The 16,292-nt window shown below is 46.8% G+C and carries 15 protein-coding genes and 2 tRNA genes; 13 read left to right on the top strand and 4 right to left on the bottom strand.

The genetic code is table 11. From position 1 onward, the window contains the following. Positions 1-11: 11 nt before the first annotated feature. Positions 12-230: a hypothetical protein gene (locus EL633_RS04195; protein WP_126625992.1), complete on the bottom strand. Its 219-nt coding sequence runs from the start codon at positions 228-230 to the stop codon at positions 12-14. Positions 231-650: 420 nt separating this feature from the next. Here EL633_RS04195 and EL633_RS04190 point away from each other — a divergent pair, with 420 nt between their 5' ends. Then, positions 651-2,063 (top strand): S53 family peptidase, encoded by a 1,413-nt coding sequence (locus EL633_RS04190; RefSeq protein WP_126625991.1) that lies wholly within the window; start codon positions 651-653, stop codon positions 2,061-2,063. A 137-nt stretch (positions 2,064-2,200) separates the two neighbouring features. Here the strand turns inward: EL633_RS04190 and EL633_RS04185 are convergent. Both EL633_RS04185 and EL633_RS04180 read right to left on the bottom strand, forming a co-directional pair. Then, positions 2,201-2,277: transfer RNA gene (locus tag EL633_RS04185), tRNA-Val, on the bottom strand. 21 nt (positions 2,278-2,298) lie between these two features. Beyond that, positions 2,299-2,372, bottom strand: a tRNA-Val gene (locus tag EL633_RS04180). Between the two features lie 395 nt (positions 2,373-2,767). Between EL633_RS04180 and EL633_RS37250 the strand changes: the two genes are divergently transcribed. The 11 genes from EL633_RS37250 to EL633_RS38075 all read left to right on the top strand — a co-directional run bounded on the left by EL633_RS37250 (position 2,768) and on the right by EL633_RS38075 (position 14,039). Beyond that, positions 2,768-5,452 (top strand): CHAP domain-containing protein, encoded by a 2,685-nt coding sequence (locus EL633_RS37250; protein WP_126625990.1) that lies wholly within the window; start codon positions 2,768-2,770, stop codon positions 5,450-5,452. Positions 5,453-5,479: 27 nt separating this feature from the next. Beyond that, complete coding sequence (gene aroB / locus EL633_RS04170; protein WP_126625989.1) at positions 5,480-7,138, top strand: 3-dehydroquinate synthase; 1,659 nt, start codon at positions 5,480-5,482, stop codon at positions 7,136-7,138. 6 nt (positions 7,139-7,144) lie between these two features. Further along, positions 7,145-7,582 carry a type II 3-dehydroquinate dehydratase gene (gene aroQ, locus EL633_RS04165; RefSeq protein WP_126625988.1) on the top strand — a complete coding sequence of 146 codons (438 nt, stop codon included), beginning with the start codon at positions 7,145-7,147 and terminating at the stop codon, positions 7,580-7,582. Between the two features lie 16 nt (positions 7,583-7,598). Next, entirely contained in the window at positions 7,599-8,699 is a 1,101-nt protein-coding gene (locus tag EL633_RS04160) for a M24 family metallopeptidase (protein ID WP_126625987.1), read from the top strand. Positions 8,700-8,714: 15 nt separating this feature from the next. After that, positions 8,715-9,272 carry an elongation factor P gene (efp, locus tag EL633_RS04155; RefSeq protein ID WP_126625986.1) on the top strand — a complete coding sequence of 186 codons (558 nt, stop codon included), beginning with the start codon at positions 8,715-8,717 and terminating at the stop codon, positions 9,270-9,272. Positions 9,273-9,348: 76 nt separating this feature from the next. Continuing rightward, a complete protein-coding gene (locus EL633_RS04150; RefSeq protein WP_126625985.1) occupies positions 9,349-9,870 on the top strand; it encodes an acetyl-CoA carboxylase biotin carboxyl carrier protein in 522 nt (173 codons plus the stop codon). A 5-nt stretch (positions 9,871-9,875) separates the two neighbouring features. Beyond that, positions 9,876-11,096 carry an exodeoxyribonuclease VII large subunit gene (gene xseA, locus EL633_RS04145; RefSeq protein ID WP_126625984.1) on the top strand — a complete coding sequence of 407 codons (1,221 nt, stop codon included), beginning with the start codon at positions 9,876-9,878 and terminating at the stop codon, positions 11,094-11,096. 23 nt (positions 11,097-11,119) lie between these two features. Further along, a complete protein-coding gene (gene xseB, locus EL633_RS04140) occupies positions 11,120-11,344 on the top strand; it encodes an exodeoxyribonuclease VII small subunit (RefSeq protein ID WP_126625983.1) in 225 nt (74 codons plus the stop codon). A gap of 23 nt (positions 11,345-11,367) precedes the next feature. Further along, positions 11,368-11,814 carry a divergent PAP2 family protein gene (locus tag EL633_RS04135; RefSeq protein WP_126625982.1) on the top strand — a complete coding sequence of 149 codons (447 nt, stop codon included), beginning with the start codon at positions 11,368-11,370 and terminating at the stop codon, positions 11,812-11,814. A 793-nt stretch (positions 11,815-12,607) separates the two neighbouring features. After that, positions 12,608-13,336, top strand: a complete 729-nt coding sequence (locus EL633_RS04130) for a response regulator transcription factor (protein ID WP_126625981.1) — start codon at positions 12,608-12,610, stop codon at positions 13,334-13,336. Positions 13,337-13,598: 262 nt separating this feature from the next. Beyond that, positions 13,599-14,039: a GspE/PulE/PilB domain-containing protein gene (locus EL633_RS38075; protein WP_126625980.1), complete on the top strand. Its 441-nt coding sequence runs from the start codon at positions 13,599-13,601 to the stop codon at positions 14,037-14,039. 22 nt (positions 14,040-14,061) lie between these two features. Here EL633_RS38075 and EL633_RS04120 read toward each other — a convergent pair whose 3' ends face one another. Then, complete coding sequence (locus EL633_RS04120; protein ID WP_126625979.1) at positions 14,062-14,736, bottom strand: sugar transferase; 675 nt, start codon at positions 14,734-14,736, stop codon at positions 14,062-14,064. A 382-nt stretch (positions 14,737-15,118) separates the two neighbouring features. On the opposite strand from EL633_RS04120, the gene EL633_RS04115 reads away from it, so the two are divergent. Then, on the top strand, positions 15,119-16,246 hold the full coding sequence (locus EL633_RS04115; protein WP_246039079.1) for a DegT/DnrJ/EryC1/StrS family aminotransferase: 1,128 nt from the start codon (positions 15,119-15,121) through the stop codon (positions 16,244-16,246). The last annotated feature ends 46 nt before the right edge of the window (positions 16,247-16,292 follow it).

The raw sequence follows: 16,292 nt of genomic DNA, 5'->3' as shown, positions 1-16,292 counted from the left end.
ATAGATTTAAACTATAAAAAGTCGCTGCTGGCGCTTGAAAAAAAGACGCCAGCAGCGACTTTTTTTCCACCTCGCGCCTGCGGCACGCACTTACCATTTTTCGCCTCAAAAAGAGGTAATGTTTTAAAATTTGCAGAGAGCGTTATGAAAGATGACATAGTATAGTAGTTAACGCCGTATGTAATTTTTATTATTGTTTTTGTGTATATTAAAATAATCAAGCTGCTCATGAGCGTTTTCACATTTCACTCTACACGAAAAGGTAGTAGAGCCGCAATACATGAGGTTTCAAGGTAGCTTCTTTTGCCCCATTGAATTTGTTCCACTCCACTATTCTTTATGCAGCCATGCTAAAGTTACATAAAATTGTAGAATAGTACCTTCTTCTTACTTGTCTTTCTATTGCCCGCTAAATTCTATCTATAGTCCTGACTTTAAGCATCATTTCAGCTTGTATCAATACGTTTTTTTACGTATATATATCTTCCATTTATTTACTGCATAGTAATCATATATGTCCAATAATTCCTATTTGTAAATATTTCTATGCTTTTTAGCTAGCAAATTTAGATAATATCTTCTATACTTAAGAAGTAGCTCTTCCCTATAGACACTTTTAACTATATTATTTAAAGTATGGAGGATATCTTATGACGCAAAGACGTATGGTAGCTCCTGAGATGCTGTATGGCCTTTTTGCCTGCGCACTTCTCTTAGCGTTGTTGGCATCTGGCGCCGCAGCACAAACCGTGGATGCTCATACATCGAGTCATGCCAATCCACATTCGGTAGTGAATCCCCATCATATTTATGCGGGAACAGTACAAGATACAACTTTCAGGTGCCAATCGAATACTGCCCCCGTACGTTGTTATGGACCCAAGCAGATCCGTAATGCATATAGCATTCAGCCACTGTTGGATAAGGGTATCACCGGCAAAGGTCGCTCCATTGTGATCCTGGATGCTTACAGTGCCCCCCACATTCAGGATGATCTACATGCATTTGATCAGGCTTTTGGCTTGAATGATACCACCCTCAATATCATCCCTGGGCAGGGCACAATCACTCCATTTGATGGTAGCGAGTTACAGTCCGGGTGGGCTGGTGAGATTGCTCTGGACGTTGAGTGGTCGCATGCTGTTGCTCCAGATGCCACAATCAATCTGGTGCTGGCCAAGAGTAGCGATGACAATGATCTGGTCGCTTCATTCCAATATGCGGTTGATCACAATCTGGGTGATACCATTTCGATGAGCTTTGGTGAAGCTGAGAGTTGTCTGGATGCCGCAACCACACAGAAATGGCATAAAGCATTCGAGGCTGCTACCCGCAAAAACATCACACTGTTCGCTTCTGCCGGTGACCAGGGTGCTGCTCAGCCTTCCTGTGATAATAGCTCATATATCCTTTCTGCTTCTTCACCAGCTAACGATCCATTCGTAACTGGTGTTGGTGGTACGCAGCTGGTAGCCGACGCGGTTACAGGCGCTTATCAGAGTGAGACCACCTGGAACGAGCCACAATACGGTGCCGGTACAGGCGGTGGTTTCAGCACAGTTTATCGCAAACCATTCTATCAGTATGGTCTGGCCAACATTCCTGGCAAGGGCCGAGGTGTACCCGATGTAGCTTACAACGCCGCCATTAACGGTGGTGTCCTGACCGTCACATCAGATAGCGGTTATGGTCCTGGCGTTGTCCTCATCTTTGGTGGCACCAGCGCGGGTTCCCCACAGTGGGCTGGTATCGCAGCTCTGGCCAGCCAGCTTGGTAACAAGCGCGTTGGTTTCATCAATCCTGTTGTTTACCTGCTCTTCGGTCGTATTCCGAGCATCTATTCCGCCACATTCCATGACATCACAACCGGCAACAATACCTACACCTTTACGGACGATGCTGGTAATACAGTAACGATTCCAGGGTATGACGCCAAAAAGGGTTGGGATGCTACAACTGGCTGGGGCACACCAATCGTTTCCAAGTTTGTACCTCTGCTGGTTCTCTTAACCGGTGGAGCGCACGCTCACGAATTTGATGCCCAGACAGCAACCTTGAAATAGCTTACGGTTCTGATGTCCCTGGCTCGATTCCAGGGGCATCAATCTCAGGGAAGAGACCTTTTTCTATTCAAGTAACATGGGAGCATACAAAAAGAGCGCTCCTACTTTTCATGAAAAGTAGGAGCGCTCTTTTTGTATGGTGGTCGATACAGAACTCGAATCTGTGACCTCTACGATGTCAACGTAGCGCTCTAACCAACTGAGCTAATCGACCAGGAAATACATAAGTTTTTAGTGGGCGATACAGAACTCGAATCTGTGACCTCTACGATGTCAACGTAGCGCTCTAACCAACTGAGCTAATCGCCCTCAACGCAGACAATAATAGCATTGATCGCACTTATTGTCAAGCACTTTTGGGTAAAAAAATGCTTGATATGGATGATGGAGCGAGGTATTTTGATGAGCACGAATTGGTGGCGCTTTGAGCGCACGTAAGTACTAACGGCGGCGAGGGGTGTCTTGATTCCCTACAATTACAATGTTATAATTTTTCTATGTGCCGGGAACGTCTATTTATCCCATTCCCGATGCCACTATCCGCTACCTTTGCTGTGAATATATCAATCTGTGTGTCTTATGGCACACCTTTTATTGTGTGCCGAAAATACTATACATTGATATATTTTGCCTTTATGATATGTCAGGGAAATGATCAACTATCTTTTTACCATCCCTGTATTTCTTAGGAAGGTGTGATCTGTATGCTTGTTTCAGCCCAGGGAAGGATGCTGAAGGCAAAACGTGTGTTGGGCGGCCACTTTTGTAGCCGTTTGTGGGTAAAAAGTGTAGGCATAATTCTTCTTGGTTTGCTCATCTTTGTACAATTCTCGCCTTTTGTTGTTACACCAACAAGTGCACAGGCTCGTGTCCAGAACGTGCCCACCTGGTGTGGCGGCTCCTTTTTTTCGCCGGATGGTAATCCTTATATGCTCTGTCCAGGCCCTTATCCACTGGGTGGAAACTGCGTCTGGTGGGCCTGGGAGCAATGGCATTTGCTCGGGTATAATCTACCGGTTAATTGGGGAAATGCAGCTGATTGGGCCATTGATGCATCGAGCTCTGGCTTGAGTGTGGGTACAACGCCACGTGTGGCTTCGATTGCAGTCTTTCCTATTGGTGATGGTGCCTGGGCATCTGGACCCGCCGGACATGTGGCTTTTGTGACCTCTGTCAGTGACGATGGTTCTAGTTTTGATGTGACGTACCAGAACTTTAATGACCCCAAATATATGTATGCTGACAAAAATTATCGTGTCTCACTCATTAATCAGCCTCAATACCAGAATGGTCAGTTGCGTTTTATTTACTTCCCACATAAAGTTGATGTGAACCTGTTTGCTAAGCTTCCAGGTATGGGCAACTTTGGTGATCCTGTCGCTGCGGTGAATCAGGCTAATACTGCTGCTGATAATCCATCAACTACGACAACCACCAATGATCCTACTACGACAGGTACAACAAACACAACAAACACAACAACCCCGACTATTGCTCAGCAGCAGCCAGCTACTTATACCAGTGACCGGATTGCTTTAGGATTATCTCCGGCTTCATCTGATCAAGAGTTTAATGCGGACTTTAGCGGCAATGGTTCCAGCAATTTGTTGCTATACAACCGCGAGCGTGGTGCTATTCAGATTTATAAATTGGATCAGCAAAGGGTGCCGTCGCAAAAAGAGCGGCCCCACCTGGTTGATGGTCAGCCATCCGATGATTTGTTGCATGTGCCTGATGCTGCGTCCCCATTAGTTGAACTGGGTGATACTATCGCACCTGCGGGCAGTTGGGGCTCGACCCTGGATATTCATATCGGAAATTTCTCTGGTGGCAAAGCCTCGGAAATTTTATTGTATGATCGTGTCGCTGGTACCCTACAACTCCTAAGTCTGGATGCTAATCTTCACATTAAAAAGCATGTCTCTCTATCAGATATTGGGGCTGGTTGGGAGATCTCTGTCGGTCGCTTTAATGGTAAAAGTAGTGGGATCTTCATGTATAAGCGCTTCTCTCAGGTGCTCTCTGATCCGACAACTCCAACAAATTCTGATCCTGGTGTTGTAGATCCACCAACAACCGCACCAGGTAGCTCTGTCCCGACCGCTACAGCAACGCCTAATGTAACATCGACCTCAAAGGCCGCTTCAACGCCAACACCAAAGGTAACACCGACGCCAAAAGTGACGCCGACCCCAAAGCCGACTGTCACACCGACCCCAAAACCAACCGTTACACCAACGCCAAAGCCAACTGTGACGCCCACGCCGATCGTTACTGCGACCCCAACGCCTACCGCAGTTCCAACCCCAACGGTCACCGCGACGCCACAACCTACGCCTGTCCCGACCGCAGTACCAACGACAGCTCCCACCGCGGCGCCTACTCCTGCTGCGACCCCAACTCAGGCAGCACCAGCGGCAACGCCTTCTGGTACTGTACCAGCGACGGTGCAGCCTACGCCAACAACAGCTGTTCAGAAGACAGCCCAGTTTAGTTATGTTGTGCCAACGGATGAGCATGCGAATACTCCTCCAACGACAGGTAGAGAATTGAGTGGTAGTCCGCTGAGTGATTGGGAGAAGCAAGGGCGTACAGCCAATGTTCAAGTACTGGACTTTAAACAGGATTTGACGATTAACCATCAGCAGAGCTATACTCTCTGGCATTCTAACTGGGAAGTGTATGTTGGTCGTTTTGTGAATGGACAACAAGATGGGGTCTTCCTCTATGATCGTGTCATGGGTGAGGGCCGTATTATGGATTTCAATCAGCAACTAGGTGTGCATGACTATCAGGAGCAGCATAAGCTGGATGGTAACTGGGTTATCTACAGTGGCGATTTTCTTAATGCTGGCCGTGCCCAACTACTCATGTATGATCCTGTTCAGGGCGATATTCAGCTCTTGAAATTTGATCAGCATCTGGCACTGGAACAGCAGAAGCTGCAATCGCATGTAGGAACACATAAAGTTTTATATGTTGGTCATTTTGGCTTGCCAACCCTAAGCGTTATGCTGTATGACAGTCAGGCGGCACAAAGTACTTTTGTCGCGTTTAATAAGAATCTAGAGATTGACCATCAATATCTGGTGAAAACCTGGGATCAGCGCTGGCAGATCCTGGTTGGTGCCTTTACGAATCGGGCCAATTGCGCACCGAGTACTGATTGCGCCAAAGATGATACAATCCTGGTCCTTAATCGTCAGACTGGCCAGCTTGAGCGTTATATCTTCTCCTTTGGACGTGAGTTTTCTGTGTATGATAATCGTATTCAATCATTCTTACGTGCAGGAGAACCTGTACAGGAGCATGTGAAGTCAGTGGATACCACAGTGTTTAGTGTTGTTAATTCATTGAGCACCAGTATCCGTAATGAAGAACTCTATTAGGGGCGAAATCGTGATACAATAGCCACTATGCGACATGTGTTTTTGATTGGGCTGTCTGGGAGTGGAAAAAGTACTGTCGGGCGTATTTTAGCGCAGCGACTGGAACGACCCTTACTGGATGTCGACGCGCTCATTGAACAGGAGTATGGAGAGCGCATTCCAGCAATTTTTGCACGACATGGTGAGGCTCATTTCCGCTCTTTAGAGGCCCGCATCCTGGCTCAAGCTATTCAGCAACCAGTTGATGCCATCATCGTTACCGGTGGTGGCATCGTTGTCCGGCCCGAGAATCGCTCGTTAATGGCGCAATCTGGTGTACGTGTGTTCCTGCATGTTGACCCTCAGGTCTCGCTGACGCGTCTGCAAGCCCAACATGCACGTGAGCAGCAACAAGGTCAAGTCCTGGAAATACGTCCTCTCCTGTCAGGTGTTGATCCTCTCGCTAATTTACAACAGATGTTAATGGCCCGTGATGCATGGTATCGAGAAGCTGAATATATCTGCTTTACGCAGGAAAAACCGGCTGAGCAGGTAGCTTTGGAGATTATGACAATGCTTGGTGAATCCCCTTCTTTTGCACACGTGCCCCCGATTACACGGCCGGTCCATGTGGGAACTGGATATGATGCGGTAGTTGACTGGGGAGGACTGGTACGTTTGGCTGATTATCTTAAGCAGCTTCAACTGCCTCCACGTGTATTTATTGTGACGGATAGCAATATACACAATTTGTATATCCCCACGCTCCTCCCACAATTGACCGCTGCCGGTTTTGAGCCTCAAGTCTATACCATCCCTGCTGGCGAGGGTAGCAAGTCCCAGCAACAGTTGTTTGCTCTCTATGACTGGCTCCTGGAGCAACATGCTGAGCGCCGAGAGGCCCTGGTCGCGCTTGGTGGTGGAGTTGTTGGAGATCTGGTTGGTTTTGTGGCTGCAACCTATTTACGTGGCGTACCGTTAATCCAGATACCAACTTCATTGCTGGCTCAGGTCGATTCTGCTATTGGTGGCAAAACTGGTATTAATCATCCTCGTGGTAAGAACTTGATAGGCGCTTTCTACCACCCGCGCCTGGTGCTGGCTGATCCTTCTACGCTTCTCTCTCTACCAGCCCGTTCGCGTATTGAGGGATGGGCAGAAATTGTAAAGTATGGTATCATACTTGACGCTGAGTTGTTCGACCTCTTAGAGGCGCATGCAAACGCATTGCGAGATTTCTCCCAGCCTCCTGTTGCGCTACTCTGTCGTATCATTGCTCGCTGTATAGATATCAAAGTCAAGGTGATAGAGGAGGATGAGCGGGAGCAGGGACAGCGTGCTATCTTGAATTATGGCCACACCTTTGCACATGCTCTGGAAAATGCTTCCGGTTATGGTGAATGGCTGCATGGCGAGGCGGTTTCACTTGGAATGGTTGTCGCGGCTGAACTGGCCTGGGAGGCTGGATTATTTGAGCAGCAGGACCTTATGCGCCAGAATAGGTTGTTAGCCGCGCTAGGATTACCGATTGCCTATACAGGTACTGTGCATGCACAAGATATTCTGGCAGCTATGCAATTAGATAAAAAGGTGGTTGGCAAGCGTGTACGTTGGATTATGCCCAGGCAGATTGGCAAGGTAGAGATTACCACCATGCCCGATGAACTGGTTGAGCGTGTCATTACAACGTTTATGGGGGAGAAGTAGGATGAAATGCGCAAATTCCTCATTTTAAGTGGCCCAAATCTCAATATGCTCGGTACGCGTGAACCTGGAATTTATGGTACGATGACTCTGGAGCAGATCCATAATGAAGTCCGCCAGCGTGCTGCAACTTTGGGCGTAGGCGTTGAATGTTTCCAGTCTAATTATGAGGGAGCCCTGATCGATTATATGCAGCAGCATCGCGAGAGTGCCGCTGGCATTATAATTAATCCTGGGGCATTCACCCACTATTCGATTGCGTTGCGCGATGCTGTGGCCGATGCCGCCTTGCCAACAATTGAAGTGCATTTAAGTAATGTGTATGCACGTGAGGAATTTCGACATCATTCAGTGATCGCTCCAGTTTGCCGAGGGCAGATAGCCGGCCTGGGGTGGCGTGGCTATGTACTGGCCCTGGAGGCCTTAACAACATTAGTAAGCGAGTAAGGAGAAAGTAATAGCTATGAGCCAGGAGAGCATACAACAATTTCGGGCATGGATTACCGAACAGGGACTGGATGCTTTTTATGTGACACAGCCGCAAAGTGCTTCCTACTTGAGTGGCTGGCTCAATGATGAAGAAGGCGCTGGTTCGGTTGTCGTGAGTGCGCAGCAACAGGTCCTTTTGACCAATCCTCTTTATAGTGAGGTGGCTGCCCGCGAGGCTCCTGGCTGGAATGTAGTTATTCCCACCGGGCGTAATTATGCCAACGCGATCGCCTCTCTGGCTCAGGAGCATGGTTGGAAGAAGATCGGTTTTGAATCAGTTGCGCTTAGCTATGCCAGCTATGAGCAGTTGCAGCAGGCGGGTGAGGGCATCTTTACGTTGCATCCGTTTGAAGAGACGATCGTTAACACCCTGCGCTACGTGAAACAACCATACGAACTGGAGTTGTTGAAGCATGCCATTGCGATTACTGATGCTACATTTGCTCATCTCTGCCAGTGGATTCAGCCTGGCATGACTGAGAAAGATGTGGAATGGGAAATCTCACGCAAAATGGTTGAGCTTGGAGCCGATGGAACCTCGTTTAGTTCAATTGTTGCCTCTGGCCCGAATGGATCTATGCCTCATGCGATTCCTGGTCAGCGTCAGATTCAACGTGGTGAGCTGATTACTATTGATATGGGAGCACGCTATAAAGGCTATTGTGCCGATATGACGCGTACAATCTGTCTGGGTGAGCCGGCTGAGCCACGTATGAAAGAGGTCTATGAGACAGTGTTGCGTGCCATGAAGACCTGTGAGCAGGGCTTGCATGCCGGCCTATCCGGTCGGGAAGCTGATGCCCTTGCCCGCAATGTCCTGGCTGAAGCTGGTCTGGCAGAGTACTATATCCATAGCACCGGCCACGGTGTCGGACTAGAGATACATGAAAACCCTGCGCTTTCACAACGCGCCCCTGAAGATGTCAAATTGCCAGTGGGCTCAGTCGTGACAGTCGAGCCGGGGGTCTACATTCCCGGATGGACTGGTACACGTGTAGAAGATTGCGTACTTGTTAAAGAAGATGGTGTTGAAGTATTAACGCAATCACCAACTGAACTGGTGATTCAGCGTTAAAGGAGATTTTCGTTCATGATTTCAACTGGTGATTTGAAAAAAGGTGTCACAATCGAGTTTGAAGGACAGCTGTGTTCGATTCTTGAGTGGCAGCATGTGAAGATTGGACGCGGTGGCGCGATTGTACGTTTAAAATTGCGCAACTTGCGTACAGGCTCGACCGTCGATCGTACCTGCGATGCCGGTGATAAGTTTAAGCGTGTTTACCTGGATCGCTCAAGTGTGACGTTCCAGTATCAAGAAGGTGATCAGTATCACTTTATGGATACCAGTACGTATGAAGATATTGTTTTGACCGAGGCCCAACTGGGCGATGCGAAAAATTATCTTATTGATAACCTTGAGCTGGATATTATTCGCTATAACGAAGAGCCAATATCTGTTGATCTGCCTGAGAAACTCGTTTTGCGTGTGACATACACCGAGCCTGGCTACAAAGGTGACACCGCTACTGGTGGCAACAAACCCGCAACCACCGAGACCGGTCTGGTTGTTCAGGTTCCATTGTTCATCTCTACCGATGATCTGATTCGTGTCAACACAACCACAAACACATACGTAGAGCGAGCTTAAATGTTCATCCCGGCCGTCTCAACTCTTGTGTTGGGACGGCTAGCTTTAGAGCCTATCTTACTTACGGAGTTGTCTTATGAATCGTAATAGAGAGTATCCTTATGAAGTCGAAACACCTATGGGTGAGGATGGCGTTTCTGCCGAGCAGGTAAGTGTCGAGCAGTTGCAACGTCTGGTTCGGCTACTGGATGAGAGCGATATCTCTGAAATTGAGATTAAGCGTGCTGAAGCTGGCATGCAGCTTGTGCTACGCAAAGCAAAATTGTCGGATGGTGGGCAGGTTGCGTCCTATCCAGTAGCTGTTACTGAAGAAGATACTCAGGCGCCGGCTGCCAGTAGCAGTGATACCAGGCATACTATTACCGCACCACTGGTTGGTATTTTTCATACCTGGGGTAAACCCAAAGGCAACCCATTGGTGGCTGTAGGTGATCGCATCAAGGTAGGACAGCTAGTGGGTACGATTCAATCGTTAAATGTCATTAACGAGGTTGAAAGCACTATTGCTGGACGCATCGTCGAGATCCTGAGCCAGGATAATCAGGCGGTTGAATATGGCCAGCAATTGATGGTGATTGATAGCTCAGAGGAGGCATAACTCTTATGCTCTTTCCAGACTCGCTCGGAGCCCCGTCTGCGATTAGTGTCTCGGCGCTTGCTCTTTATTTAAAAGAGGTGCTGGAGACGAATGATATCTTGCAAAATATTTGGGTGCACGGTGAAGTCTCGAATTGTAAAAACTATCCCTCTGGCCATTGTTATTTTACCTTGAAAGAGGGTGACGCTCAGCTACCCTGTGTGTTTTTTAAGCACGCCCGGTTACGTGCGGCGGCCCCCTCTTTACGTGATGGAATGGCGCTGGCTGTGAATGGTCGTGTCTCATTTTATGAGCGCGATGGCAAACTTCAATTTTATGTAGATGCGGTTATGTCTCTGGGTGAGGGGGCCCTCTTCCGCAAATTTGAGCAGTTGAAAGCACGCTTAGAGGCTGAGGGGCTGTTCGATAGTGCACGTAAACGTCCTCTGCCGATGCAGCCAACCATTATTGGTATTGTGAGTTCCCCCCAGGCGGCGGCTTTACGCGACATGATACGTACATTGCGCAATCGCTACCCGCTGGCACAGGTTGTGTTTGCGCCGGCTTTGGTGCAAGGTGCTGAGGCCCCGGCGTCCATTGCTGCCGCACTGGATTTGCTCAATGAGCATGGTGAGGCGGATGTAATTATCGTTGGACGTGGTGGTGGATCTATTGAGGAATTGTGGGCTTTTAACGAAGAGGTGGTGGCACGTGCCATTGCTCGTTCGCGCATTCCTGTTATTAGCGGCGTTGGACATGAGACTGATTTTACCATCGCTGATTTTGTCTCTGATCACCGGGCCTCAACCCCCACCGGGGCCGCTACTGCTGCTGTTCCTGATATCACTGATTGGCAAAAAGATCTGGCAGATAAACAACAGGTGTTGACTGCCTTAATACTTGATCAACTTGCTGACCTTAAAGATCAGATGACCTATATCACACGCGATTTACAACGAGCGAGCCCACAAAATACTATTATTCAACGCCGACAGCAGTTGGATGAATATACCGATCGACTCCAGACACACATGCAACATATCATCTCGCTGCAAGCCGAACGGCTACGCGGTGTAAGCCTACAATTACACTCATTGAGTCCATTATTGACGATAGCTCGTGGTTATGCTGTAGTGCGGCAGCAGGACCAGACAGTGGTTACCAGTGTACAGCAGGTTCAACCAGGTGATGTTTTAACTATTCAAGTTAAGGATGGACAGCTATCCGCCGAGGTCCGACCTTCATGAGTATAGCTTTACGAGAGGACAAGATGGAATCACTGTCATTTGAAGAAGCTTTTGAACAACTCGAAGCCGCTATTACTGCATTGCAAGAGGGAAAGCTACCCCTGGATCAAGCGTTAAAGCAGTATCAAGATGGCATGCATCTGGCGCAATATTGTAACGAACTCCTGCAACAAGCAGAGCTCTCGGTGCAACAACTTAGTGTTGAAGAGAGTACTGATACACTCTCTCTTTCACCCCTGGATTTATAAAAAGGGGAGAGATACGGGAACGTATGTTTAATAGCAATTCGATTTTTGATAATCGCGTCTTAGTCGCGGCTTTCCTGGCCTGGGCTATTGCACAGGTAAGCAAAACTATCCTTGAGTTATTCAAGCAGCGTAGACTTGCTCTGAGCCGTCTAGTTTCCTCTGGTGGCATGCCCAGCTCTCATTCAGCCCTTGTTACAGGGTTGGCTACTGCCGCTGGTCGCACGGTGGGTGTGGCGTCAACAGAATTTGCCATTGCAGTCGTGTTAGCTAGTATTGTTATGTATGATGCGGCTGGTGTCCGTCGTGCCGTTAGCATTCAGGCGCGTCTCCTCAACCAGATGATCGAAGAAGCCTTCCAGGGTAGTCCGATGGCAGAGAAGCGACTCCGTGAGCTTATTGGCCATACGCCAATTCAGGTTTTTGTTGGTGCGCTTCTGGGGATCTGCGTGGGATTTCTGTGTACAGCATAGCCTGTTGTATAGAGGATAATGCATGTTTGCCCTCGTTCCCTGACGAGAACCTACTTATATAAGATATGGTGAGATAAATATGCACCGCGGTGCATATTTATCTCACCATATCTTATATAGCATTCAATAGCTATTTATAGCCGCTCAAAATGGGTTTATACATAGAAACCTCCCGTAAAATAAGTATCGCAAAACACTCCTGAAGGTGTATCAACTCTACAAATTGTGACCTATTACCAATGAGATACATTGCAATTTAAAAGTGTATAAGGTATAGTCTTTATCAGGTGATAAGCAAAGACTACAGCAAGGTTATTGCCAGTTGTTTCCGTTATTTCCAATAACTTCATAATTGGTGACGGCAATTTTTAGCGAAAGACAGCTCCAGGATTTTATATATCCCCGAGGGCTTTCCCATTGATTTTTCATCATCAAAAATAGAAATATATTGACCCTTCATTGTTAGCCATTATCATGAAGTGTGGCCGACAATAGACACATTATAAATATCCACTTGAGCAGCGTTTATTGAAGGACATGAAGAAAACTTATGTGTCTTTCACTTCCTTCATGCGCACAAAATTTTCTCATGGTTGCAGTGAGTTAATTTGTAGATTGAAATGTGTACTTTTGGCATTAAGAACCAGGTACTGATGTGGTAAAAAGCCTGGCTGGTGACAGGAATGGTTTGACAGGTGTAATGGACAGTAGCCACTTGCAATGCCATTTCTCGTTACCTTTATCCTGCAGATATTTGGTAACAAATGAACGATAATAAAGTTGGGAGGCGACAATGAAATTATTGGTCATTGATAGTGACCGTGATTTGGTCGAAATGCTCACGAGTTGGTTAAAGACGCTGGGCTATGAAGTCCATCGTGCGTATACAGCAGAAAGAGCCGAAATCGAGTGGCTAGAACAAAAACCCGATCTTGTCATTATGGATACGGCATTAAAAAATGTTGATATGCTGGCTCTATGCCGCGAATTGCGTATGAAACATGATGCTTTGACCCTTGTGGTAACTGATGGTAAAGATGTGCAGGATGAAGTACGTTGTCTGGAATCGGGCGCGGATGATTACTTACGCAAACCTTTCTTTCCCTCTCAATTATTAGCACGTATTCGGGCCGTTAGTCGTCGCTCACGAGGAACATTAGAGCGTCGACCCTCTTCGCTTATTCATGTTGGACCTATCTGTGTAGATTCCCTCCATAATGAAGTGACCGTGAATGGCAAGGTCTCACGTCTGACACCAACTGAAAGTAAAATGTTGCATTTACTGGCTATCAATGCGAATGATGTATGCACGGCAAATCAGATTGTGACGCATGTCTGGGGCTATGATGGGGATGGAGATGCCTGTCTGATCAAGGCTCATATCCGTCACTTGCGCCAGAAAATCGAGCCAGATCCAGGTAATCCATATTATATTCTGACTGTTCCTGGTGTGGGCTACACGTTGTTGCGGCGTTCAACGGATGATGAATCTGTTCGCCCGTTGCGTGTGGTTTCGGTATAACTATCATTCTCGTTTGTGTGAGTAGCTTACCGGTCTTTCACTGACATTTGCCAGAAATTTTCTCCTCACCTGTAGCTAATCTTTATCAGGTCAGTAGAAAAGAAGGTGAGCTTACTCACATAAGATAAAAGCACAAAAGTAGTGCCAGAACCTCCACCTCTCTTTGAGATTATCACCTCATTTTTCGTCTCCGCAGCATCTCTTTTACACGGAAATCATCTATTCTTAACGATATAAATTATGCTATATTTAGAGAGATGCTATGTATCGCAGAAGAGGAAGAAAAGAAAACAGACCTGCTGCCTATGCCGCTGACATAATGTGCCTGGCGCCCAGATTAGCTCCACCGCGTCGCGTTCCTGCCAGGTATCGTTCTCTCTTACCCTTGAACCTGATGTTACGCTATCAGTGTATCGTGGTTGGTAGGTCTCGTGGCGTGTTGACTGTTGCCATAGTGAATAGTGGTGGTCTGCATATTTTTCCCTATATTGGTCATTTGACTGGCTGTCGGGTTTTCCCTGTGATCATTGATGCAAGTAGCATGCGTACACTTTTGCGACGCGTGGAGCAAGCTGAGTGTGAGCAACAACCAAGGCATAAATATCGCCGGCGCGTTCTCTCCCAAGATACAATACCGTCTGTAAACACAATAATACAGTTTCTTACTTCTCCAAGTAAGAAACTGTATTATTGTGTAGAATAAATTATGTATATTTATAGATATATTAAGCGCCGCCGCGAGAAAAGACCATTACAGGAACCGTGAGGATGATGAGTTTTAAATCGTTCCATATCGATTGATGTTCAAGATATTCAATATCCATCTCAACCATATTCTGAAACGTTACGCGTGAACGGCCATAAACCTGCCAGGTACCAGTTAAGCCAGGCTTTCCTACCATTCGCAGCCATTCATGAGAGGTGTATAGCTCTACCTCATAAGGTAGAGGGGGTCTTGGACCAACTAAAGACATCTGGCCTTTTAACACATTCCAAAATTGTGGGAGCTCATCCAGGCTGGTCTTGCGGATGAATCGTCCCACTTTTGTAATGCGAGGATCTTGCACATTTTTGTATGATAAGTTGCCAGTGCTGTCTTCATTAAGTTTTTGACCATTCATATATTGGAGAATTTTTTCGCGATGGGCCATTTGATCACTATTAACATACATAGATCGAAATTTCAGCATGTCGAATTCGACCCCATTTTGACCGATTCGCTTCTGACGGAAAAAAATAGGGCCTTCAGAGTTCATTTTAATGCAGATTGTAACAACAATACCGACCAGAATCACAAAGGGTGCAATGAGAAGCGTAAATGTAATATCCAACGCACGCTTTGCTCTCAGGTAGCCCGTATTGATACTGATCGTTCGGACGGGCGCCGACTGAACAACCATTGTGTCCTCCCCCAAAGTGCAACATGAAAAAGACTTTTATATTTCGCGGTCCCTGTTCATTCTAATTTCAATAGTATATGACTCAGGTGTATAATCGGTGAGTATTTTTATGGAGATATGGTAAAGAGTTGGAAAATAGGTGATAAAAACGTAAGCCCCCCTTAAATCGTTATGTACCCATGGTTGTGTATTCTTTACTGATTAGCCATAGTTTAACCTATCTTACACCTTTATAGTCATCTAATCATCACCTCTATTTGTTACTATTGGGATCATGAGTCTATGCTTAATAAATATATAAAGCAAGTTGAATTGGTGATTTCTGTTTAAGAAAAACGCTGTGAATAGACATTCTGGTTATTGTAAGGAGTGATAAAAAATAGTGGCATCTGAAAATGTACCTCTTGTTGATTTACGTGCTCAATATCTGGCTTTAAAACCCGAAATTATGGCAGCTTTTGAAGAAGTTTTGGAAGGTATGCAATTGTTCATTGGACCTCGCCAGAAGGCATTTGAACAAGAATTTGCGACCTATTGTGGTTGTCAGTACAGTGTCGGAAATGCTTCAGGGACGAATGCACTTGAGCTGGCCTTACGTGCCTGTGATATTGGTCCTGGTGATGAAGTAATTACCGTGTCAAATACCTTCATCGCAACGGTTGAGGCAATCGCCCTGGTTGGTGCAATTCCGGTGTTCGTCGATATTGATCCAGAGACCTATTTGATGGATTGGCGACAGCTGGAAAGTGTCTTGACCCCCCGCACTCGAGCCATCGTGCCTGTGCATCTTTATGGCCATCCCGTCGAAATGCAGCCGGTGATGGATTTTGCTCGCGCCCATGGATTACGCGTGATTGAGGATGCTTCTCAGGCCCATGGTGCCACCTATCAAGGACAACGTGTTGGTTCCTTTGGGGATGTTGGCTGTTTTAGCCTTTATTTCAGTAAAAATCTGGGCGCTTTTGGTGAAGCAGGCATTTGTACAACGAATAATGCTGATCTGGCAGAAAAAATGCGCATGTATCGTGATCATGGATCACGGGTTCGTTATCTGCATGAAGTGATCGGCTCCAATGCTCGCATGGATGAGCTACAGGCAGCTGTGTTGTTAATCAAGATGCCGCACTTGGAGCGCTGGAATGCAGCTCGTCAGGCGCATGCTCAGACCTACACCGAGCAGTTGCGTGATGTCGTTGATGCCGTTCCTGTCGTGCGCGACTGGGGGAGCCACGTCTATTGCTATTATGTGATTCAGATTCCCCAGCGTGATCAATTCCGAGCCGCCCTGCAAGAAGAAGGTATTGGTACCAACATCCATTATCCGACACCACTGCATTTACAGCCAGCCTGTGCCCAATATGGATATAAAGCGGGAATGCTACCAGTTACAGAAGCGCTGGCCTCGCAGATTGTTTCTTTGCCCATGTATCCAGAGTTGACAGAGAAGCAGCTTCAACATGTCATTAATACGGTTAAGAAATATGCCAGCTCCCTTGCCTCAAATCGTTAATGATCATTGTAAAACTCTTATGGATAAAGCTCTAAAGGACATATAG

This window comes from Dictyobacter alpinus, assembly GCF_003967575.1.
GTDB classification, from domain to species: domain Bacteria; phylum Chloroflexota; class Ktedonobacteria; order Ktedonobacterales; family Ktedonobacteraceae; genus Dictyobacter; species Dictyobacter alpinus.
This window is presented reverse-complemented; position numbering and strand designations above follow the sequence as displayed.